The sequence below is a fragment of the Enterobacter hormaechei subsp. hoffmannii genome, from assembly GCF_001729745.1.
GTDB lineage: Bacteria > Pseudomonadota > Gammaproteobacteria > Enterobacterales > Enterobacteriaceae > Enterobacter > Enterobacter intestinihominis.
This window is the reverse complement of the sequence record NZ_CP017186.1, coordinates 3,757,717-3,773,149: the sequence shown is the minus strand read 5'-3', so window position 1 is coordinate 3,773,149 and position 15,433 is coordinate 3,757,717. Positions and strand designations below refer to the sequence as shown.

Here is a 15,433-nt window from a genome sequence, read left to right as displayed (position 1 = left end):
AATGTAAAAGGCGTTATTTATGTACGCCTTTTGATGCGGCGTTAATTATTTATGTGTGACAACAGGTGTACAGGTTGGCGCGCTTAGCGTCGGTGCGGATCCTAAAATCCCCGGCATCATCATTGATGAACAATCGAAAATACGCCCTTTTTCTGTCGTGGCGCGATAAGACAGTTTTTGTCCTCCCAGTGCGTCCGGCTGGGCGCCATTAACGTTGGTCACGGTTATTTCATCCGATGAGCCCAGTCCCAGCATTTTAGCGGTCTCCGCTTGCAGGAGTGGAATAGCCTGATCGGTTTTCAACGTGGAACAACCGGCTAGCATCAACGTAACGGTTAAAACGATTAGTGGTTTTTTCATAAATTATCCTTGATATCCAACCAGTTAATTTCACTGATTGTATTTATGTTTTCTTTTACCCAAATCAGCGAATAATATATTTCTCTTTCCTAATCGAAAAAACCCTCCTAAAGTAGGGTGGGTAGATAATAATTCATCTGTACTCTAAGATATGCGAAGGTAAAAGGAGGCTCCTTTGGGACAGAATTATGCGTTAGTCGTTGATGACCATCCATTGGTAGCAAGCGGCATCGCCAATTTTCTGATTACACATTGCCAGTTTAAACAGGCGTGTGTGGTGACGAATGAGGATGATTGCTACCGCCAAATTAGGGATCATGGCCCGCCACGTTTGCTGGTAATCGATTTTTGGCTCTCTTCCGGAACGGCCCTGAAATTACTCAAAGAAGTAAAACAACTTTACCCACAGGTACGACTCCTGGTGGTCAGCGGGGATGACAATAATGACATCTGGCGCAAAGTTAATGCCGCCGGGGGACACGGTTTTGTATTGAAAAGCGAGCCACCTGAGATGTTCTCGCGGGCCGTTTTCGCACTCACTGATAATCAGACCTGGTTTCCTGAGGGAAACGAAATTTCCGTTAAGGCAAATAATGAGAAGTTAAGTAAATTTAACTTAACGCCGCGACAAATAGACGTATTAAATATGATTATGCGCGGCCTGCCAAATAAACGAATCGCCGCGCAGCTTTCAATTTCTGAGCCCACGGTCAAAGAACACATCAGCAATATATTGAAAAAGATAGGTGTTAACAGCCGGGTCGAAGCCATCACGCTTCTGCACGGCAAGCAGGAACCGTCGGAATGAGGTTTTTCCAGAGCTTACAAAACGAAGGTATCTCTGCTCCGGCGCAGATCCGTTTGCTAAACAACACCTTTCTGCGGCTGGTATTTAGCTTTAGTGCTGTGCCCTTTGTGGGTATTCCTTTCGCCATCTGGATTTATATGCTTGGGGACGACCTCGGCCCAACGATTATCTGGATAATTATTTATCTGCTATGTGCCGTGGCGATACGACTATTGCACCGACGCTATCAGCGTGAAGCGAAAGAAAACGGTGAGAGGGACGTCCTGCAACGCTGGCTTCCGCGTATTAATAATATCGCCTTTATTCACGGGCTGGGCATTTCTTCACTCTATTTAATTACGCCACAGACGCAGAATTTTGACTTTTTCCTGTTACTTAATATCAGCATCGCCGCTATCGTCGCCGCCAATGCGACGCATCTGACGCCGGTCATCAGCACCTTTACGCGCTTTTTCTTCGCCTCCTGGGGGGTGCTGAACCTCGGTATTATCTGGCGGCTGGATGAGTTGATGTTCATCGTGCTCATGCTGAATCTGCTTTACGGCTTCGCAATTTACCGCCATGCGTTAACTTCCCATGCGTTCTTTATTCAGCAGGCACTGCTTGAGGAAAAAAGCTCACGCCTGGCGGAACAGTTTCGTCAGGCCAAAGAGGACGCGGAGCAGGCACTGCTGGATAAAAATCAGTTTCTGACAACCGCCAGCCACGATCTGCGCCAGCCCGTACACGCAATGGGCTTTCTGATCGAAGCCATCCTCCACCGAAACCGGGACGACAGCCTGACGCCGCAACTCCTTGACCTTCAGCAGAGCGTGCGCTCGGTGCATTTAATGCTCAATTCTCTGCTCGATCTGAGCAAAATAGAATCCGGGAATGTCCTCTCTGTCCCGACCAAAGTGGATATCGGTGCTCTGCTCGACTCGGTCATCACGCTGTTTCGCGAAGAGGCCAACAGCCGCGCGCTTAGGCTGTGCATCCGGCGGCCTAAACGCCGTATCTACGTGATGGGCGATTCGCTGCTGGTACGACAGTCCCTGATTAACCTGATTCAAAACGCCCTTCGTTACACGCTCCAGGGCGGGGTGCTGGTCGCCATCCGACCGCGCGGTGACGAGTGTATGGTGGAGGTGTGGGACACGGGAGTCGGTATCGCCGATGAAGAGAAGGGCAAAATCTTCTCACCTTACTACCGCCCCGAGCTGGCATGGAAGATCGACAGCGCCGGACACGTGCTGGGACTGGCCGTAGTCGCCCGCTGTGCCAAGCTGATGAAGGTGAAATACGGGATGCAATCCATTGAAGGGAAAGGCTCCCGCTTCTGGATGCGCTTTACCCAATATGCTGGCGAAGATAGCGCGCTGGACACCCCGCCCGCCGCTGATAACACCGCCACGCCGGTACGCTATGCACCGCTGCACGGTTCCTGCCTGGTCGTCGATGATGACCCGCTGGTGACGTCTGCCTGGGAGAGCCTGATGAGCGTCTGGGGAATCGATGTACGCTGTGCGGCCTCCGCTGAAGAAGCGTTTGCCATCATCGACGACGGCTTTACGCCGTTCGCCGTGCTGTGCGACCAGCGCCTGCGATCCGGCGAAAGCGGCTTCGATATCCTGAAAGCGCTTTTTGACCGTCTGCCGGATATGAGCGGCGCGATAGTCAGCGGCGAATTTAATTCACCGGTTCTGCTGGAGGCGGAGCAGGAGGGGTACCTGGTGCTTCGCAAGCCTCTGGAGCCGGCTAAACTGCATGCGCTGCTGACGCAGTGGTCGGGGTGTCGTGGATAGGGGAATAGATAATAGCAGCATTGCGCTTCACTGTAGGGCCAGATAGTACGCGGTGTCCTGCTGTGACGCCAATGTGTCGGTATGGTTGAGCCGCTGAGGGAGGATTTCGCGGGCCTGATTAATGATTTCATCGTGCATGATTCAGCCTCCTGTGGTGATCTGCATGTTGCTTCTACCGGGCAGGGCGGGAGATGTTGGAAACGGCCCCGAAGGAGTCATTAGAGTTGCTACCAGCGAAGTTCCGCAGTGGGCAATAATGTCAGTTTTCGAGCGTATACTCTAAGATATCTTCAACTCGTTGATATATATAAATTTGACGAATATCGTCAGGTAGCGATTTATCCGCCAAATTAAGTTAAACTTCGTCACAGGTTTCAGTGAGTTATGGGACGGATAACAGAATGACCAGCGAAGAGGCACTTTTAAAATCAGGTTTTAGCAAACGAGATCTTCAAAAGTTAAAAAACAATATTGAAAATTACGGTGGTTCGTTTGATAGCGTAACTCATGATCTGGCCAATCGTTTTAAGGCTATGAAGTGGATAACTATTATTGCCTTCATCATACTGGCTTTAACTCTTTTACTTGCATCCAAGGATATAAGCCTGACACTTGCGCTCACATTATTGATTGTACTACCTTTCATCTGGTATATAACGCCAGCAAAACTTGGCTACAAATCCTGGCGTTATCGTAAAATGCTGACTAATTCTGGGACGGGTCGCTGACGGACAACAGATCAAAAATAATCTTAGCTTTCACGCCATAACCCGCTATTTTCATTGTAAGCTGCGGGCGGCTCAGTGTGCTCACCTTTCGGTAATAGTCAGCAGGGAGATAACGAAACAGTCGCCAGGTACCAGGTCGCCGTAACAAGCCAAAAATGGTGTACGCATTAGCGGCCAGTGAAATTGATTTGTAGACACCTAACCCATTCTCACGACTAAAGCCCATAAACTCAGCTGTAGACATCGCGGCATTCGCGACCAGCCCTTCACTGGTAGTGTTGTTAGTTGCGTAGCGAGCCACTTCTTTACTGATGCTGTTTGTCCCGTCAGTAACCAGAATCGCACCAGCAAGAACCCCGAGAGGGGTCATAGTGCCTATGAGGGTAAATCCTGCGGCTATTTCAGCACCGGCCAGGACAACACTAACAGCCGAGATCACATACCCAACAATTTTGTTATTCTCTCGGATAAACTCGACTTTAGCGTAAAGCTTCGCTGCCTTCGTTCTTAATAAACGCGCTTGTTCCAGCAGGTTACTGTTTTCTTCTCTGAGAATTTTAACGCATTACATGCATTCTTCATCTGATTTAGCCCGACGAGCTAACGTAAACTGATGTTCTATGAGGTCCCGAATTTCCTGAACAAACTTCATTCGAGTCAAACTATCGCTGAGATGAAAAGCCGACAGAGTGTTGGCTGTATTTACCAGTTTCCTGGCTTCCATATTCACCATAGTTTCCGCCCAGGCTTTATTTCTTCCATCTGAGCGCATCATGTTAAGTAATGCTGCATCCATTGTAGTTCCTCTCAATTGCTTTACCGGCCTCTGCTTAGACTGATAAACGCCCCCATGACAGCCATGCGTGCCAACGCACACACAATATAGTAGCAATGTGGTTACGGTGTCTGAAGTAGAAGTCGCTTTTTACAGCTTCGTTCCTCGGCCTACTTTACTGCGGTTAGCCAGGGCCTGTTCCAGCAGTGTACGGAACGCCGAAAGGTCACTTTTCAGGATGTCCCGGATGGATTTACCACCGATGAATCTAATAAAACAGTTAGCCGATGGGGGGTAATCACGGATACGTGATGCCGCTCTGTCGGGCTCTGTCCAATTGATATGTGCATTTGTAATGCTCAAATAGATCGGTGAAGGTCAGGTTTTTCTGCTTCTGTGTGGCGGTAAAGGCGGTAAACAACGCCAGTTGTACCACCGGGAAGCGGGGCCGGAGGAGAGATAAGGGCGGTAATTACTGTTCAAACAACGAGTTGCTGACTCAGAAAGCAAAAACCCCCGCCGAAGCGAGGGTTATAAATAAGTGGTGCCCGGACTCGGAATCGAACCAAGGACACGGGGATTTTCAATCCCCTGCTCTACCGACTGAGCTATCCGGGCAACGGGGCGCATTAAACCCGATCCGCCCTCCGACGTCAACGAAATTTGTTGTTTTCGTTGCAGACTGCACACTCTCTCACCATTTCGTCGCAAACTTAAGCGAAAAAGTGCGTCCAGAGCGCGGAAAGCGGCATCGCGAGCAGCAGGGCAGGGAGCATGTTCACCACTGCAAACATCTTGATGCCACAGATGCGCAGCCCTGTCGCCAGCAGCAGCAGGCCGCCGACGGCGGTAAAGTCCGCCATCATCGCAGGCGTCGTCAGCGGCAGGATCAGCGTGGCGCAGGTGGCCAGCGCCAGCTGAATAAGCAGCATCGGTACACAAATCGCCGCCACGGCGATGCCGAGGGTGGTGGCAAAGATGGTGGCAGTAAAGAAATCCAGAAACGCTTTCGCAATCAATATGCTGGGATCGCCGGTCATCCCTTCCTGCATCGAACCGAATATCCCCGTGCCGCTGGCGCAGAACAGAATAATGATCGCAACGTAGTTCTGAATAAACGACTCGTGCGTGCCGTGCTTTGCCTTGCCCTGTCGGGCAATCAGATTTTTGGCTTTGCCTACCGCGTGATTAATGCCTTTTTCCAGATAGCAAAACTCGCCGATCAGCGCGCCGAGCAGTGTCGCCAGTACCATCACCGGCAGGTTGGCGCATTTCACCACTAAAAGGATACCAATCCCTAACGACGCCAGGCCAAAAATGGAGGGCATGGAGACGCGAATACGCTCCGGCAACCGCTGACTTAATACTGCCCCAAGTACACCGCCCAGCAATACGGCTCCCGCATTGATAAAGGGTCCAATCACCACGTTTAACTCCTGTTATTTAAGCACTGGCATTGCATGATTATGGCACGTCCGTCCCTGATTATGCTTAGCTTTGGGAGGCGTAACGCATACTGATTCCTTCTTGCACCTGAAAATAAAAGGTGACATGATTGCGCGAATTTTCTCCTTCCTGTCTCACCGTTCGGTGAGGGTATTTGCGCTTATGAAAACCATGAAAATTGCCGTCAGCCGTGAGCTGGTATCCAAAGTTTCTACGCATCGCGAAAAGGTTATGCTGGATAACACCGATTTCACCGATGTGGCGGCAGTCGTCATTACGGTTGTTGAAAGCTACAGCGGCATTCTTGCGTTGCTGAAGCGTACGGGCTTTCAGTTACCGGTATTTATGTTCTCAACAGAGCCAGGAGAGGTGCCAGAGGGTGTCACGGCGATCATCTCGGGTAAAGCACAAGAATTGCTGGAACTGGAATCTGCCGCCTGCCGGTATGAAGAGAACCTGCTGCCACCCTTTTTTGACACCCTGAGCCAGTATGTGGCGATGGGAAACAGCACCTTTGCCTGTCCGGGTCACCAGCACGGCGCCTTTTTTAAAAAACATCCCGCCGGGCGGCAGTTTTACGACTTCTTCGGTGAAAACGTGTTTCGTGCCGATATGTGCAATGCCGACGTGAAGCTCGGTGATTTGCTGATCCACGAAGGTTCTGCCAAGCACGCGCAAAAGTTCGCGGCGAAAGTGTTCAACGCGGATAAAACCTACTTCGTGCTGAACGGCACGTCGGCGGCCAATAAAGTGGTGACCAATGCGCTGCTGACCCGTGGCGATCTGGTGCTGTTCGATCGTAACAACCATAAGTCCAACCATCATGGGGCGCTGATCCAGGCCGGGGCAACGCCTGTCTATCTTGAGGCAGCCCGTAATCCGTTTGGTTTTATCGGCGGGATCGATGAACACTGCTTTGATGAGGCCTGGCTGCGGGAACTGATCCGTGACGTCGCGCCGCAGAAAGCCGCCGAGGCGCGCCCGTTCCGTCTGGCGATCATTCAGCTCGGCACCTACGACGGCACGATCTACAACGCCCGTCAGGTGATCGACAAGATCGGTCACCTTTGCGACTACATCCTCTTTGACTCCGCCTGGGTCGGCTACGAGCAATTTATCCCGATGATGGCGGAAACGTCTCCGCTTCTGCTGGAACTGAACGAGAACGATCCGGGAATTTTCGTGACCCAGTCGGTCCACAAACAGCAGGCCGGGTTCTCGCAAACCTCACAGATCCATAAAAAGGATAACCATATTCGCGGTCAGTCGCGCTTCTGCCCGCACAAGCGGCTGAACAATGCGTTCATGCTGCATGCCTCCACCAGCCCGTTTTACCCGCTGTTTGCGGCGCTGGACGTGAACGCCAAGATCCACGAGGGTGAGAGCGGACGCAGGTTGTGGGCTGAATGCGTCGAGCTGGGCATTGAAGCGCGCAAGGCCATCATCGCCAACTGCCATATGATCAAACCCTTTATCCCACCGGTGGTGGCGGGGCGGCCATGGCAGGATCACCCCACGCATGCCATCGCCAGCGAGCGTCGCTTCTTTAGTTTTGAACCGGGTGCAAAATGGCACGGTTTTGAAGGCTATGCCCGTGAACAGTATTTCGTCGATCCGTGCAAGCTGCTGCTGACCACGCCGGGCATTGATGCGGAAACAGGGCACTATACCGATTTCGGCATTCCGGCGACCATTCTCGCCCACTACCTCCGCGAAAACGGCATTGTGCCGGAGAAGTGCGATCTCAACTCCATCCTGTTCCTGCTGACGCCAGCCGAGAGCGCGGAGAAGCTAATGCAGCTGGTGGCGATGCTGGGGCAGTTTGAACAGCATATTGAAGACGATACGCCGCTCGTGGATGTGCTGCCGACCATCTATCAGAAATACCCGGTGCGTTACCGCGACTATACGATCCGTCAGCTGTGCCAGGAGATGCACGATCTCTACGTCAGCTTTAACGTGAAGGATTTACAGAAGGCGATGTTCCGCCAGGAGAGCCTGCCTGCCGTGGTGATGAACCCGCAGGATGCCAACCAGGAGTACATTCGCGGGAATGTCGAACTGGTGCGTATTCGTGACGCCGAAGGACGCATTGCCGCCGAAGGTGCGCTGCCATACCCGCCGGGCGTGCTGTGCGTGGTACCGGGGGAAGTCTGGGGTGGAGCAGTACAGCGCTACTTCCTGGCGCTGGAAGAGGGCATTAATATGCTGCCGGGTTTCTCGCCAGAGTTGCAGGGCGTTTACAGCGAGAAGGATGCCGACGGGATCAAGCGACTGTATGGGTACGTGTTAAAGTAGGGCCCCTCACCCTAACCCTCTCCCCAAAGGGGAGAGGGGATTGCACGGAGCCGTCTTTTCACCCTCGCCCCTTTGGGGAGAGGGCCGGGGTGAGGGGAGTTAAGTCGCACTACGCCGGTACATCCTTCTCGGATGCCCAATCTTCCCGTACAGCATCTCCACCGTCAGAAAACCCACCTCCACGCAGTGTTCCAGATAGCGCCGGGTGGTGGTTTTACTCAGTCCCGTCTCGCTCACCACCTCATCCACCGTAAAGCAGTGCGCCGCCTTGTTGTTAAACAGCGTTTGCACCCGCGCCAGCGTGTTCTCCTCTATCCCTTTGCTGCCGTTGTCCAGTCGATAATTTTTCGCCTGTAGCTGATAGAGTGAATCCACGTTCTGCTGGTCGACAATCTTCCAGACGCGCTGCTGTTCGGCAAACTGCACAAAACGTTCCAGCGACTGGCTCAGGCGTTTCCAGGAAACTGGCTTGAGGATGTAGTCGAACGCGCCGTTACGAATGGCCTGGCTACAGGTGTCCATATCGCTGGCGGCGGTGATGAAAATCACCGAGCAGTTGGCGCGGGTGAGCATCGGGTTGCTGATAAGGGTGATGCCTTTGCCGTCCGGCAGATAGTTATCCAGCAGCATCAGCTTCGGCTGTTTGCTCTCCAGTTGTACCTGCGCGTCGGCCAGTGACGCGGCAATCCCCACCAGCCTCAGGCGCGGATGTTTACCGATAAGCTCCGCGTGCAGTTGCGCCAGTTCGTTCTCGTCTTCAACAATCAGTACGTCGATAAGTTCATGTTGCATAGTCGGTATCTTCCAGTTCCTGTACGGGGTGCCGGACCGTTCCCGTGGCGGGAATAAACAGTGAGAAAATGGCACCGCGTGGGGTGTTATCGGCAACTTCAATTGCACCGCCAGCCTGCGTGACGTAGCTTTCAATCAGATACAGGCCAATACCGTGATCGCCGCGCGTTTTGGTAGTGATGCCGCGCTCAAAGATCCGGTCGCGGATCTCCGGTGTGATGCCGACGCCCTGGTCGGCGACTTCAATAATCAGTTCCTGCTCGTTCAACTTTATTAGGACGTCTACCGGGGCATGCGGGAGCGGGGCGCGCTGGGTCGCTTCGATGGCGTTATCCAGCAAGTTCCCGATGATCGAGACTAGTTCCGATTCGAGCAGCGGCAGGAAGGGTTTGTCCACCCGGCAGGCCGGATCGAAGCTCAGCTCAACGCCTTTTTCACGCGCGCGGGCGGCCTTTCCAAGCAGCAAACCGCACAGCGTCGGGGAGCTAAAGCGGGACGAGATAAAGTCCAGCAGCTCCTGAGCGTGTTCCGACTGCGCCTGTATGTAGCGGATCGCCTCGTCATAACGGCCCATATGCAGCAGGCCGGACAGCGTGGTCATGCGGTTCAGCTGTTCATGGCGCATGATGCGCAGGTTATCAACATAGCGCTTCACCTGGCTGAGCTGGGCGCTGAGCGAGTCGATCTCGTTGCGATCGCGAAAGGTGATCACCCAACCCTGCAACGCATCTTCCAGCATGATCCGCACCCGGCTGGCAATGACCGTGAGATCGTTAAAGCGACAGATCTCATCGTGGGTGTCTTTCGCAAGCATGGTTTGCGCGTTAAAGAACGGGACGGGCGCGATCACCTGGCTGATGAGTTGACCCCGCAGTTCGCGGGCGGGCTGGCGTAAGCCTAATAATTTACGCGCCGCCTGGTTAATCACCTCAATGCGGAGATCGTCGTCGATGGCAATCACCCCTTCATAAATGGATTCCATCATCGCCTTTTGCTGACGCACCAGCAGGCCGATTTCGCGCGGCTCCAGAGAGAATATCTGCTTCTTGATGCTGCGGGTGAAGAACCAGGAGAAAATAAACAGGGCGATAAGCAGCAGCACGGCGGCAATCAGGATATTAACCACCTTGCTGACGGTGATGGTGTCCAGATAGCTTGTGAGATAGCCTACCGAAACAATCCCCACCACCTGCCCGGCATCATTAAAAATGGGCGCTTTGCTGCGCAGCGAAATGCCTAACCCGCCCTTGCGGATGGTGATGGTGCTTTTGCCGTGTAATACCTCGTCGTTGTCTCCGCCAACCAGCGTTTTGCCTACCCGGTCGGCAAACACGGAATGGAAAAGATGCAGCCCTTTATTGTCACCAATCACAATAAAACTGGCGTCGCTGCGGGCGGCTATTTTCTGCATAAAGTCATGGATGCCCTGGATATCCTTTTGTTCGACTTCTTTTCGCAAAGAAGGAATAAGCGCAATTTCTTCTGCCTGTATTTTTGCGCGCGCGCTCATTTCCTGATAAAGCTGCCTGCCGACATCGACATAATAATATCCGCCCAGTAATGCGAACAGCACTGAGAAAAAGGCGACCAGCGAAATAAACAGCTTGATCTGAAACGATACTTTCATAACTATCACGCGAGATATCAACAGGTCGGCTGAATATATCATCTTTTAAGGCCAGGATGCCCGCTTTGCCGAAAACTTGTGATCCCTTGCACAGCGCAGCCTGTAAAAGATTTTTCCGAAAGTCTCATCCTCTTAAGGTTAAATGAATAAATGTTATTTCTTTGTTCAGTTTAGAAAAGAAACCATAAAAACCACGGCAATAAATAAGGCATAAATCACATTAAATAAAAGAAACCATTAAAACCATAGCGGCCATTAAAACTTCGCTTTTAATATGCCATTCCTCACATAAAGTAAGCCTTTGTGACTCTAAGCTGAACGCACAAAATAACTAAGGGGCTTATTATGAGCACAACTGACGATTCATTCTCTGTTACCCACGACCCGATTGATATTCAGCGGCCATCGCTCAAAGAGCGCTGGTGGCATATTATGGATACCTGGAAAATCGGCATTATTCCTCTGCCACTGTTCGTTCTGGCGGGCGCGCTGATTGCGATAGATTGCCTGGGCGGAAAACTGCCGAGCGACATCGTGGTCATGGTGGCCACGCTGGCCTTCTTCGGCTTTGCCTGCGGCGAGTTCGGCAAACGCCTGCCGATTGTCGGCAAGCTCGGCGCGGCGGCAATTTGCGCCACCTTTATCCCTTCCGCGTTGGTCTATTACGGCCTGCTGCCGGACGTGGTGGTCGAGTCCACGACCAAATTCTATAAATCCACCAACATTCTCTACCTCTATATCTGCTGCATTATTGTCGGCAGCATCATGAGCATGAACCGCACCGTGCTGATCCAGGGCTTCCTGCGCATCTTCTTCCCGATGCTGTGCGGTGAAATCGTCGGCATGATTGTCGGCATGGGCGTTGGGCTGGCGCTGGGCCTCGAGCCGTTCCAGATCTTCTTCTTTATCATTCTGCCGATCATGGCGGGCGGCGTCGGGGAAGGGGCGATCCCGCTCTCTATCGGCTATGCCACCCTGCTGCACATGGATCAGGGCGTGGCGCTCGGCCGCGTGCTGCCGATGGTAATGCTCGGCGGCCTGACGGCGATCATCATCTCCGGTTGCCTCAACCAGCTCGGGAAACGCTACCCGCACCTGACCGGTGAAGGCCAGCTGATGCCTAACCGCGCCAACGCCGATGCCACCGTCTCTCAACCCGCGTTCTCCGGCAAAGCGGATGTGACCACCATCGCCTCCGGCGCGCTGCTGGCGGTGCTGCTGTACATGCTGGGCATGCTCGGCCACAAGCTGATTGGTCTGCCAGCGCCGGTCGGTATGCTGTTTATGGCGGTGCTGGTGAAGCTCTGCAATGGCGCCTCTCCGCGTCTGCTGGAGGGTTCTCAGGTGGTGTACAAATTCTTCCAGACCTCCGTGACCTACCCGATTCTATTCGCCGTTGGCGTGGCGATTACCCCATGGCATGAACTGGTGGCGGCGTTCACCGTCAGCAACCTGCTGGTGATTATCAGCACCGTTTCCGCGCTGGTGGCAACCGGATTCTTCGTTGGCAAAAAGATTGGTATGCACCCGATTGATGTCGCCATCGTCTCCTGCTGTCAGAGCGGGCAGGGTGGTACCGGTGACGTGGCGATCCTGACCGCAGGCAACCGCATGAGCCTGATGCCATTCGCCCAGATTGCTACCCGTATCGGCGGGGCGATTAACGTCTCTGTCTCACTGCTGATTCTGGGCAACTTCCTCGTTTAAGTTTTCAGGAAAGAACAATGAAACTCGCAAGCTTTTTATACCAGGGTAAACGCAGCTACGGCATCGTTCAGGCCGAGGGCGTGATTGATTTAGGCCGCCGCCTGGGCGACCGCTATGGCGACCTTAAAGCGCTGTTGCAGGGGAACGGGCTGGCGCAGGCCACCCTTTTTCTGAACGACGCGGTGGATGTACCGCTGAACGCCATCACCTTCTTACCGGTGATTGTCCAGCCGGAAAAAATTCTCTGCGTGGGCATGAACTATGCCGACAAGCGCAAGGAGTTTGATCAGCATAACCCGGCCCCGACCCTGTTTGTCCGCTTCCCGGATTCACAGACCGGCCACAACGAGCCGGTGCTGAAGCCGCGCCACTCCAGCGAGTTCGACTACGAAGGCGAGCTGGCGGTGATCATCGGCAAAGGCGGGGAGAACATCAGCCGCGACGACGCCCTGCGTCATGTGGCGGGCTACAGCTGCTACATGGACGGCTCCGCCCGCGACTGGCAGCACACCTGGTTCACCGCCGGGAAAAACTGGCGGCAGACCGGGGCGTTCGGCCCGTGGATGGCGACGGCGGATGAGATCCCGGACCCGCACAGCCTGGCGATCCGCACCTGGCTGAACGGCCGCATGGTGCAGGAGGACAACACCAGCAGCATGATCCACAAGGTGGCGGAGCTGATCGAGTACATCAGCACCTTCACCCGTCTCAGCCCGGGCGACGTGATCATCACCGGCTCGCCTGGCGGGGTGGGTAAAAAGCGCAACCCGCCACTGTTTATGAAGGAGGGGGATCGCATTGAGGTGGAGATCGAACATATCGGTCATCTGAGCAACGTGATCGTGGAAGCGCCAGCCGTCGGGCTCGCGGCAGCGCACTGAGTAAGGCGGCAGCATGCAATCGCAACCCATTGATTTTCGCCACACCGTTGTGGCGAAACACCCGGAACGCTTAAGCCAGATCCGATACCTGCTGGCAGACAGCGGCCTTGGCCTGGACAACGACATCACGCTGTTTGTTGAAGCCTGGTCCGGCGCGCAGCTGGTGGGTTGCGCCGGACTTGCTGCCAACGTCATCAAGTGCGTGGCGGTCAACGAGCAGCTTCGTGGGGAAAACTTCAGCGCGCGTCTGCTGGCAGAGGTGGAAAATGCGGCGCTGGAGCGCGGCCATTTTCACCTCTTCCTCTGCACCCGTCCTTGCAATAAGGAACGCTTTGGCCGCAGCGGTTTCTGGCCGGTTGCCCAGAGCGGGAACAACGCGGTGCTAATGGAGAACACTCCGCAAGGGATCGTGCGCTACTGCCGATCCCTGCGCGCTAGCCGCAAGTGTGGGGAGAAGATTGGTGCCATCGTGATGAACGCCAACCCATTCACCCTCGGTCACCGTCATCTGGTGGAGCAGGCGGCGGCGCAGTGCGATGCTCTGCATCTGTTCGTGGTGCGTGAAGACGCCTCGTTCTTCCCGTTCAGCGCGCGCATTGAGATGGTGCGCGCGGGCGTGGCGCATCTGTCGAACGTGGTGGTGCATGAAGGCTCGCAGTACATCATCTCCCGCGCCACGTTTCCGGCCTACTTCCTGAAGGAGACCGGCAAAGTGCAGCAGGCGTGGAGCGAGATCGACGTGCTGATCTTCCGGGACTTTATCGCCCCGGCGCTGGGCATCACGCACCGTTTTATTGGTTCGGAACCGTTCTGCGATATCACCCGCCAGTACAACCAGACGCTGCACGATCTGCTGGCCTCGCACATCGACGTGGTGGAAATGCCGCGCATCAAAGCCACCGGCAACGCCATTTCGGCCTCGGAAGTGCGCCGTTTACTCAAGACACAGCAGTTTTCCCGGATCCGGGAGATTGTCCCGGACTCCACCTTCGCGCACCTCGAAGCACATTATCGTGCGAGTGCGGAAGTCGCATAACTATCAGGAATTTATCATGAATATTGTAAGGGAGGCGCTGGCCGGAACGCAGGAGTCCAGCGACCTGATGGTGAAAATCGCCCCCGCTCACGGTGAGCTGGAGATTGTCATCCACAGTGAAGTGATTAAGCAGTTTGGCGAGCAAATACGCCAGGTGGTCAACGACACATTGCGCGCCATGAACGTGCACCAGGGATTAATCATTATTGAAGACAAAGGGGCGCTGGACTGTGTGATCCGCGCCCGCCTGCAAAGCGCGCTTCTGCGTGCCGCCGATGAACAGGCCATCAACTGGGGGGCGCTGAAATGAGCAAACTCCGCCGCAGTATGCTGTTCCTGCCGGGCGCCAATGCCGCCATGCTCTCCACCGCCTTTATCTACCGCCCCGACTCCATCATGTTTGACCTTGAGGACGCCGTGGCCCTGCGCGAGAAAGACACCGCACGCATGCTGGTGTTCCACGCGTTGCAGCACCCGATGTATCAGGATATCGAAACCGTGGTGCGTATTAACCCGCTGAGCACGCCGTTTGGCCTGCTGGATCTGGAGGCCGCCGTGCGCGCGGGCGTAGACGTGATTCGCCTGCCAAAAACCGACACCCCGGACGATATCTACGAGCTGGAAGGCCACCTCGAGCGCATTGAGCAGGAGTGCGGGCGTGAAGTGGGTTCCACCCGCGTGATGGCGGCGATTGAATCGGCCATTGGCGTCATCAACGCCGTGGCGATTGCCCGCAGCTCCCCGCGACTTATCGGCATCGCGCTGGCCGCCTTTGACTACGTAATGGACATGCAGACCGAGCGCGGCGACGGCACCGAGCTGTTCTACGCCCGCTGCGCCGTGCTGCACGCCGCCCGCGCGGCAGGCATCGACGCCTTCGACGTGGTGTGGTCAGACGTTAACGACGAAGCCGGGTTCCTGCGCGAGGTCGATCTGATCCGCAAGATGGGCTTTAACGGCAAATCGCTGATTAACCCGCGCCAGATTGACCTGCTGCACAACGCCTACGCCCCGACACGGGAAGAGGTGGAGCACGCCAAACGGGTGATTGAGGCGGCAGAAGAGGGCGAGCGTAACGGCCTGGGCGTGGTCTCGCTCAACGGCAAAATGGTGGATGCACCGATTATTAACCACGCGCAGGTGGTGCTGGAGCGCGCGGCGGCCTCCGGCGTGCGTCGGTAAGGATGACAT

The 15,433-nt window shown here is 54.6% G+C and carries 13 protein-coding genes, 1 tRNA gene and 1 pseudogene; 9 read left to right on the top strand and 6 right to left on the bottom strand.

Going from position 1 to position 15,433, the window contains the following annotated elements; all coding sequences use genetic code 11:
* Positions 1–45: 45 nt before the first annotated feature.
* Positions 46–360 carry a lipoprotein gene (locus BFV65_RS17770; RefSeq protein WP_003862457.1) on the bottom strand — a complete coding sequence of 105 codons (315 nt, stop codon included), beginning with the start codon at positions 358–360 and terminating at the stop codon, positions 46–48.
* A 175-nt stretch (positions 361–535) separates the two neighbouring features.
* Here BFV65_RS17770 and BFV65_RS17765 point away from each other — a divergent pair, with 175 nt between their 5' ends.
* From BFV65_RS17765 to BFV65_RS17755, 3 genes are all read left to right on the top strand, one after another.
* A complete protein-coding gene (locus BFV65_RS17765; RefSeq protein ID WP_003862456.1) occupies positions 536–1,168 on the top strand; it encodes a response regulator transcription factor in 633 nt (210 codons plus the stop codon).
* Entirely contained in the window at positions 1,165–2,952 is a 1,788-nt protein-coding gene (locus BFV65_RS17760) for a hybrid sensor histidine kinase/response regulator (protein ID WP_069596949.1), read from the top strand. The genes BFV65_RS17765 and BFV65_RS17760 overlap by 4 nt, the downstream gene beginning before the upstream one ends.
* A gap of 401 nt (positions 2,953–3,353) precedes the next feature.
* On the top strand, positions 3,354–3,680 hold the full coding sequence (locus BFV65_RS17755; RefSeq protein WP_069596948.1) for a hypothetical protein: 327 nt from the start codon (positions 3,354–3,356) through the stop codon (positions 3,678–3,680).
* Here the strand turns inward: BFV65_RS17755 and BFV65_RS17750 are convergent.
* The 3 genes and pseudogenes from BFV65_RS17750 to BFV65_RS17735 all read right to left on the bottom strand — a co-directional run bounded on the left by BFV65_RS17750 (position 3,658) and on the right by BFV65_RS17735 (position 5,882).
* Positions 3,658–4,476: pseudogene (locus BFV65_RS17750) on the bottom strand (DUF4225 domain-containing protein). The gene BFV65_RS17755 and the pseudogene BFV65_RS17750 overlap by 23 nt on opposite strands.
* Positions 4,477–4,997: 521 nt before the next feature.
* Positions 4,998–5,073: transfer RNA gene (locus tag BFV65_RS17740), tRNA-Phe, on the bottom strand.
* Between the two features lie 95 nt (positions 5,074–5,168).
* The gene (locus tag BFV65_RS17735) at positions 5,169–5,882 is read right to left on the bottom strand and encodes a DUF554 domain-containing protein (RefSeq protein ID WP_063959394.1); all 714 of its coding nucleotides are present in this window, start codon (positions 5,880–5,882) and stop codon (positions 5,169–5,171) included.
* Positions 5,883–6,063: 181 nt separating this feature from the next.
* Between BFV65_RS17735 and BFV65_RS17730 the strand changes: the two genes are divergently transcribed.
* On the top strand, positions 6,064–8,199 hold the full coding sequence (locus BFV65_RS17730) for an ornithine decarboxylase (protein ID WP_058677023.1): 2,136 nt from the start codon (positions 6,064–6,066) through the stop codon (positions 8,197–8,199).
* 99 nt (positions 8,200–8,298) lie between these two features.
* On the opposite strand, the gene BFV65_RS17725 is transcribed toward BFV65_RS17730, so the two are convergent.
* Positions 8,299–8,991 carry a response regulator gene (locus BFV65_RS17725; protein WP_022649373.1) on the bottom strand — a complete coding sequence of 231 codons (693 nt, stop codon included), beginning with the start codon at positions 8,989–8,991 and terminating at the stop codon, positions 8,299–8,301.
* Positions 8,981–10,618: an ATP-binding protein gene (locus BFV65_RS17720; protein ID WP_022649372.1), complete on the bottom strand. Its 1,638-nt coding sequence runs from the start codon at positions 10,616–10,618 to the stop codon at positions 8,981–8,983. Before BFV65_RS17720 ends, BFV65_RS17725 begins: the two co-directional genes overlap by 11 nt.
* Before the next feature lie 345 nt (positions 10,619–10,963).
* Between BFV65_RS17720 and BFV65_RS17715 the strand changes: the two genes are divergently transcribed.
* The 5 genes from BFV65_RS17715 to citE are packed head-to-tail and all read left to right on the top strand — an operon-like array spanning position 10,964 to position 15,424.
* Positions 10,964–12,325, top strand: a complete 1,362-nt coding sequence (locus BFV65_RS17715; RefSeq protein ID WP_022649371.1) for a 2-hydroxycarboxylate transporter family protein — start codon at positions 10,964–10,966, stop codon at positions 12,323–12,325.
* 17 nt (positions 12,326–12,342) lie between these two features.
* Positions 12,343–13,206: a fumarylacetoacetate hydrolase family protein gene (locus BFV65_RS17710; protein WP_069596947.1), complete on the top strand. Its 864-nt coding sequence runs from the start codon at positions 12,343–12,345 to the stop codon at positions 13,204–13,206.
* Positions 13,207–13,219: 13 nt separating this feature from the next.
* On the top strand, positions 13,220–14,242 hold the full coding sequence (gene citC / locus BFV65_RS17705) for a [citrate (pro-3S)-lyase] ligase (protein WP_069596946.1): 1,023 nt from the start codon (positions 13,220–13,222) through the stop codon (positions 14,240–14,242).
* Positions 14,243–14,258: 16 nt separating this feature from the next.
* The gene (gene citD / locus BFV65_RS17700) at positions 14,259–14,552 is read left to right on the top strand and encodes a citrate lyase acyl carrier protein (protein ID WP_017382935.1); all 294 of its coding nucleotides are present in this window, start codon (positions 14,259–14,261) and stop codon (positions 14,550–14,552) included.
* Positions 14,549–15,424, top strand: coding sequence for a citrate (pro-3S)-lyase subunit beta (gene citE, locus BFV65_RS17695; protein ID WP_032626185.1), 876 nt, complete (start codon positions 14,549–14,551; stop codon positions 15,422–15,424). Before citD ends, citE begins: the two co-directional genes overlap by 4 nt.
* Positions 15,425–15,433 lie beyond the last annotated feature (9 nt).

Bases quoted from the DNA above. Each gene is read 5' to 3' on its own strand.
- BFV65_RS17710 (WP_069596947.1), top strand. From the start codon at position 12,343: ATGAAACTCGCAAGCTTTTTATACCAGGGTAAACGCAGCTACGGCATC.
- BFV65_RS17755 (WP_069596948.1), top strand. From the start codon at position 3,354: ATGACCAGCGAAGAGGCACTTTTAAAATCAGGTTTTAGCAAACGAGAT.
- BFV65_RS17730 (WP_058677023.1), top strand. From the start codon at position 6,064: ATGAAAACCATGAAAATTGCCGTCAGCCGTGAGCTGGTATCCAAAGTT.
- citE (WP_032626185.1), top strand. From the start codon at position 14,549: ATGAGCAAACTCCGCCGCAGTATGCTGTTCCTGCCGGGCGCCAATGCC.
- citC (WP_069596946.1), top strand. From the start codon at position 13,220: ATGCAATCGCAACCCATTGATTTTCGCCACACCGTTGTGGCGAAACAC.
- BFV65_RS17715 (WP_022649371.1), top strand. From the start codon at position 10,964: ATGAGCACAACTGACGATTCATTCTCTGTTACCCACGACCCGATTGAT.
- BFV65_RS17770 (WP_003862457.1), bottom strand. From the start codon at position 360: ATGAAAAAACCACTAATCGTTTTAACCGTTACGTTGATGCTAGCCGGT.
- BFV65_RS17720 (WP_022649372.1), bottom strand. From the start codon at position 10,618: ATGAAAGTATCGTTTCAGATCAAGCTGTTTATTTCGCTGGTCGCCTTT.
- BFV65_RS17725 (WP_022649373.1), bottom strand. From the start codon at position 8,991: ATGCAACATGAACTTATCGACGTACTGATTGTTGAAGACGAGAACGAA.
- citD (WP_017382935.1), top strand. From the start codon at position 14,259: ATGAATATTGTAAGGGAGGCGCTGGCCGGAACGCAGGAGTCCAGCGAC.
- BFV65_RS17760 (WP_069596949.1), top strand. From the start codon at position 1,165: ATGAGGTTTTTCCAGAGCTTACAAAACGAAGGTATCTCTGCTCCGGCG.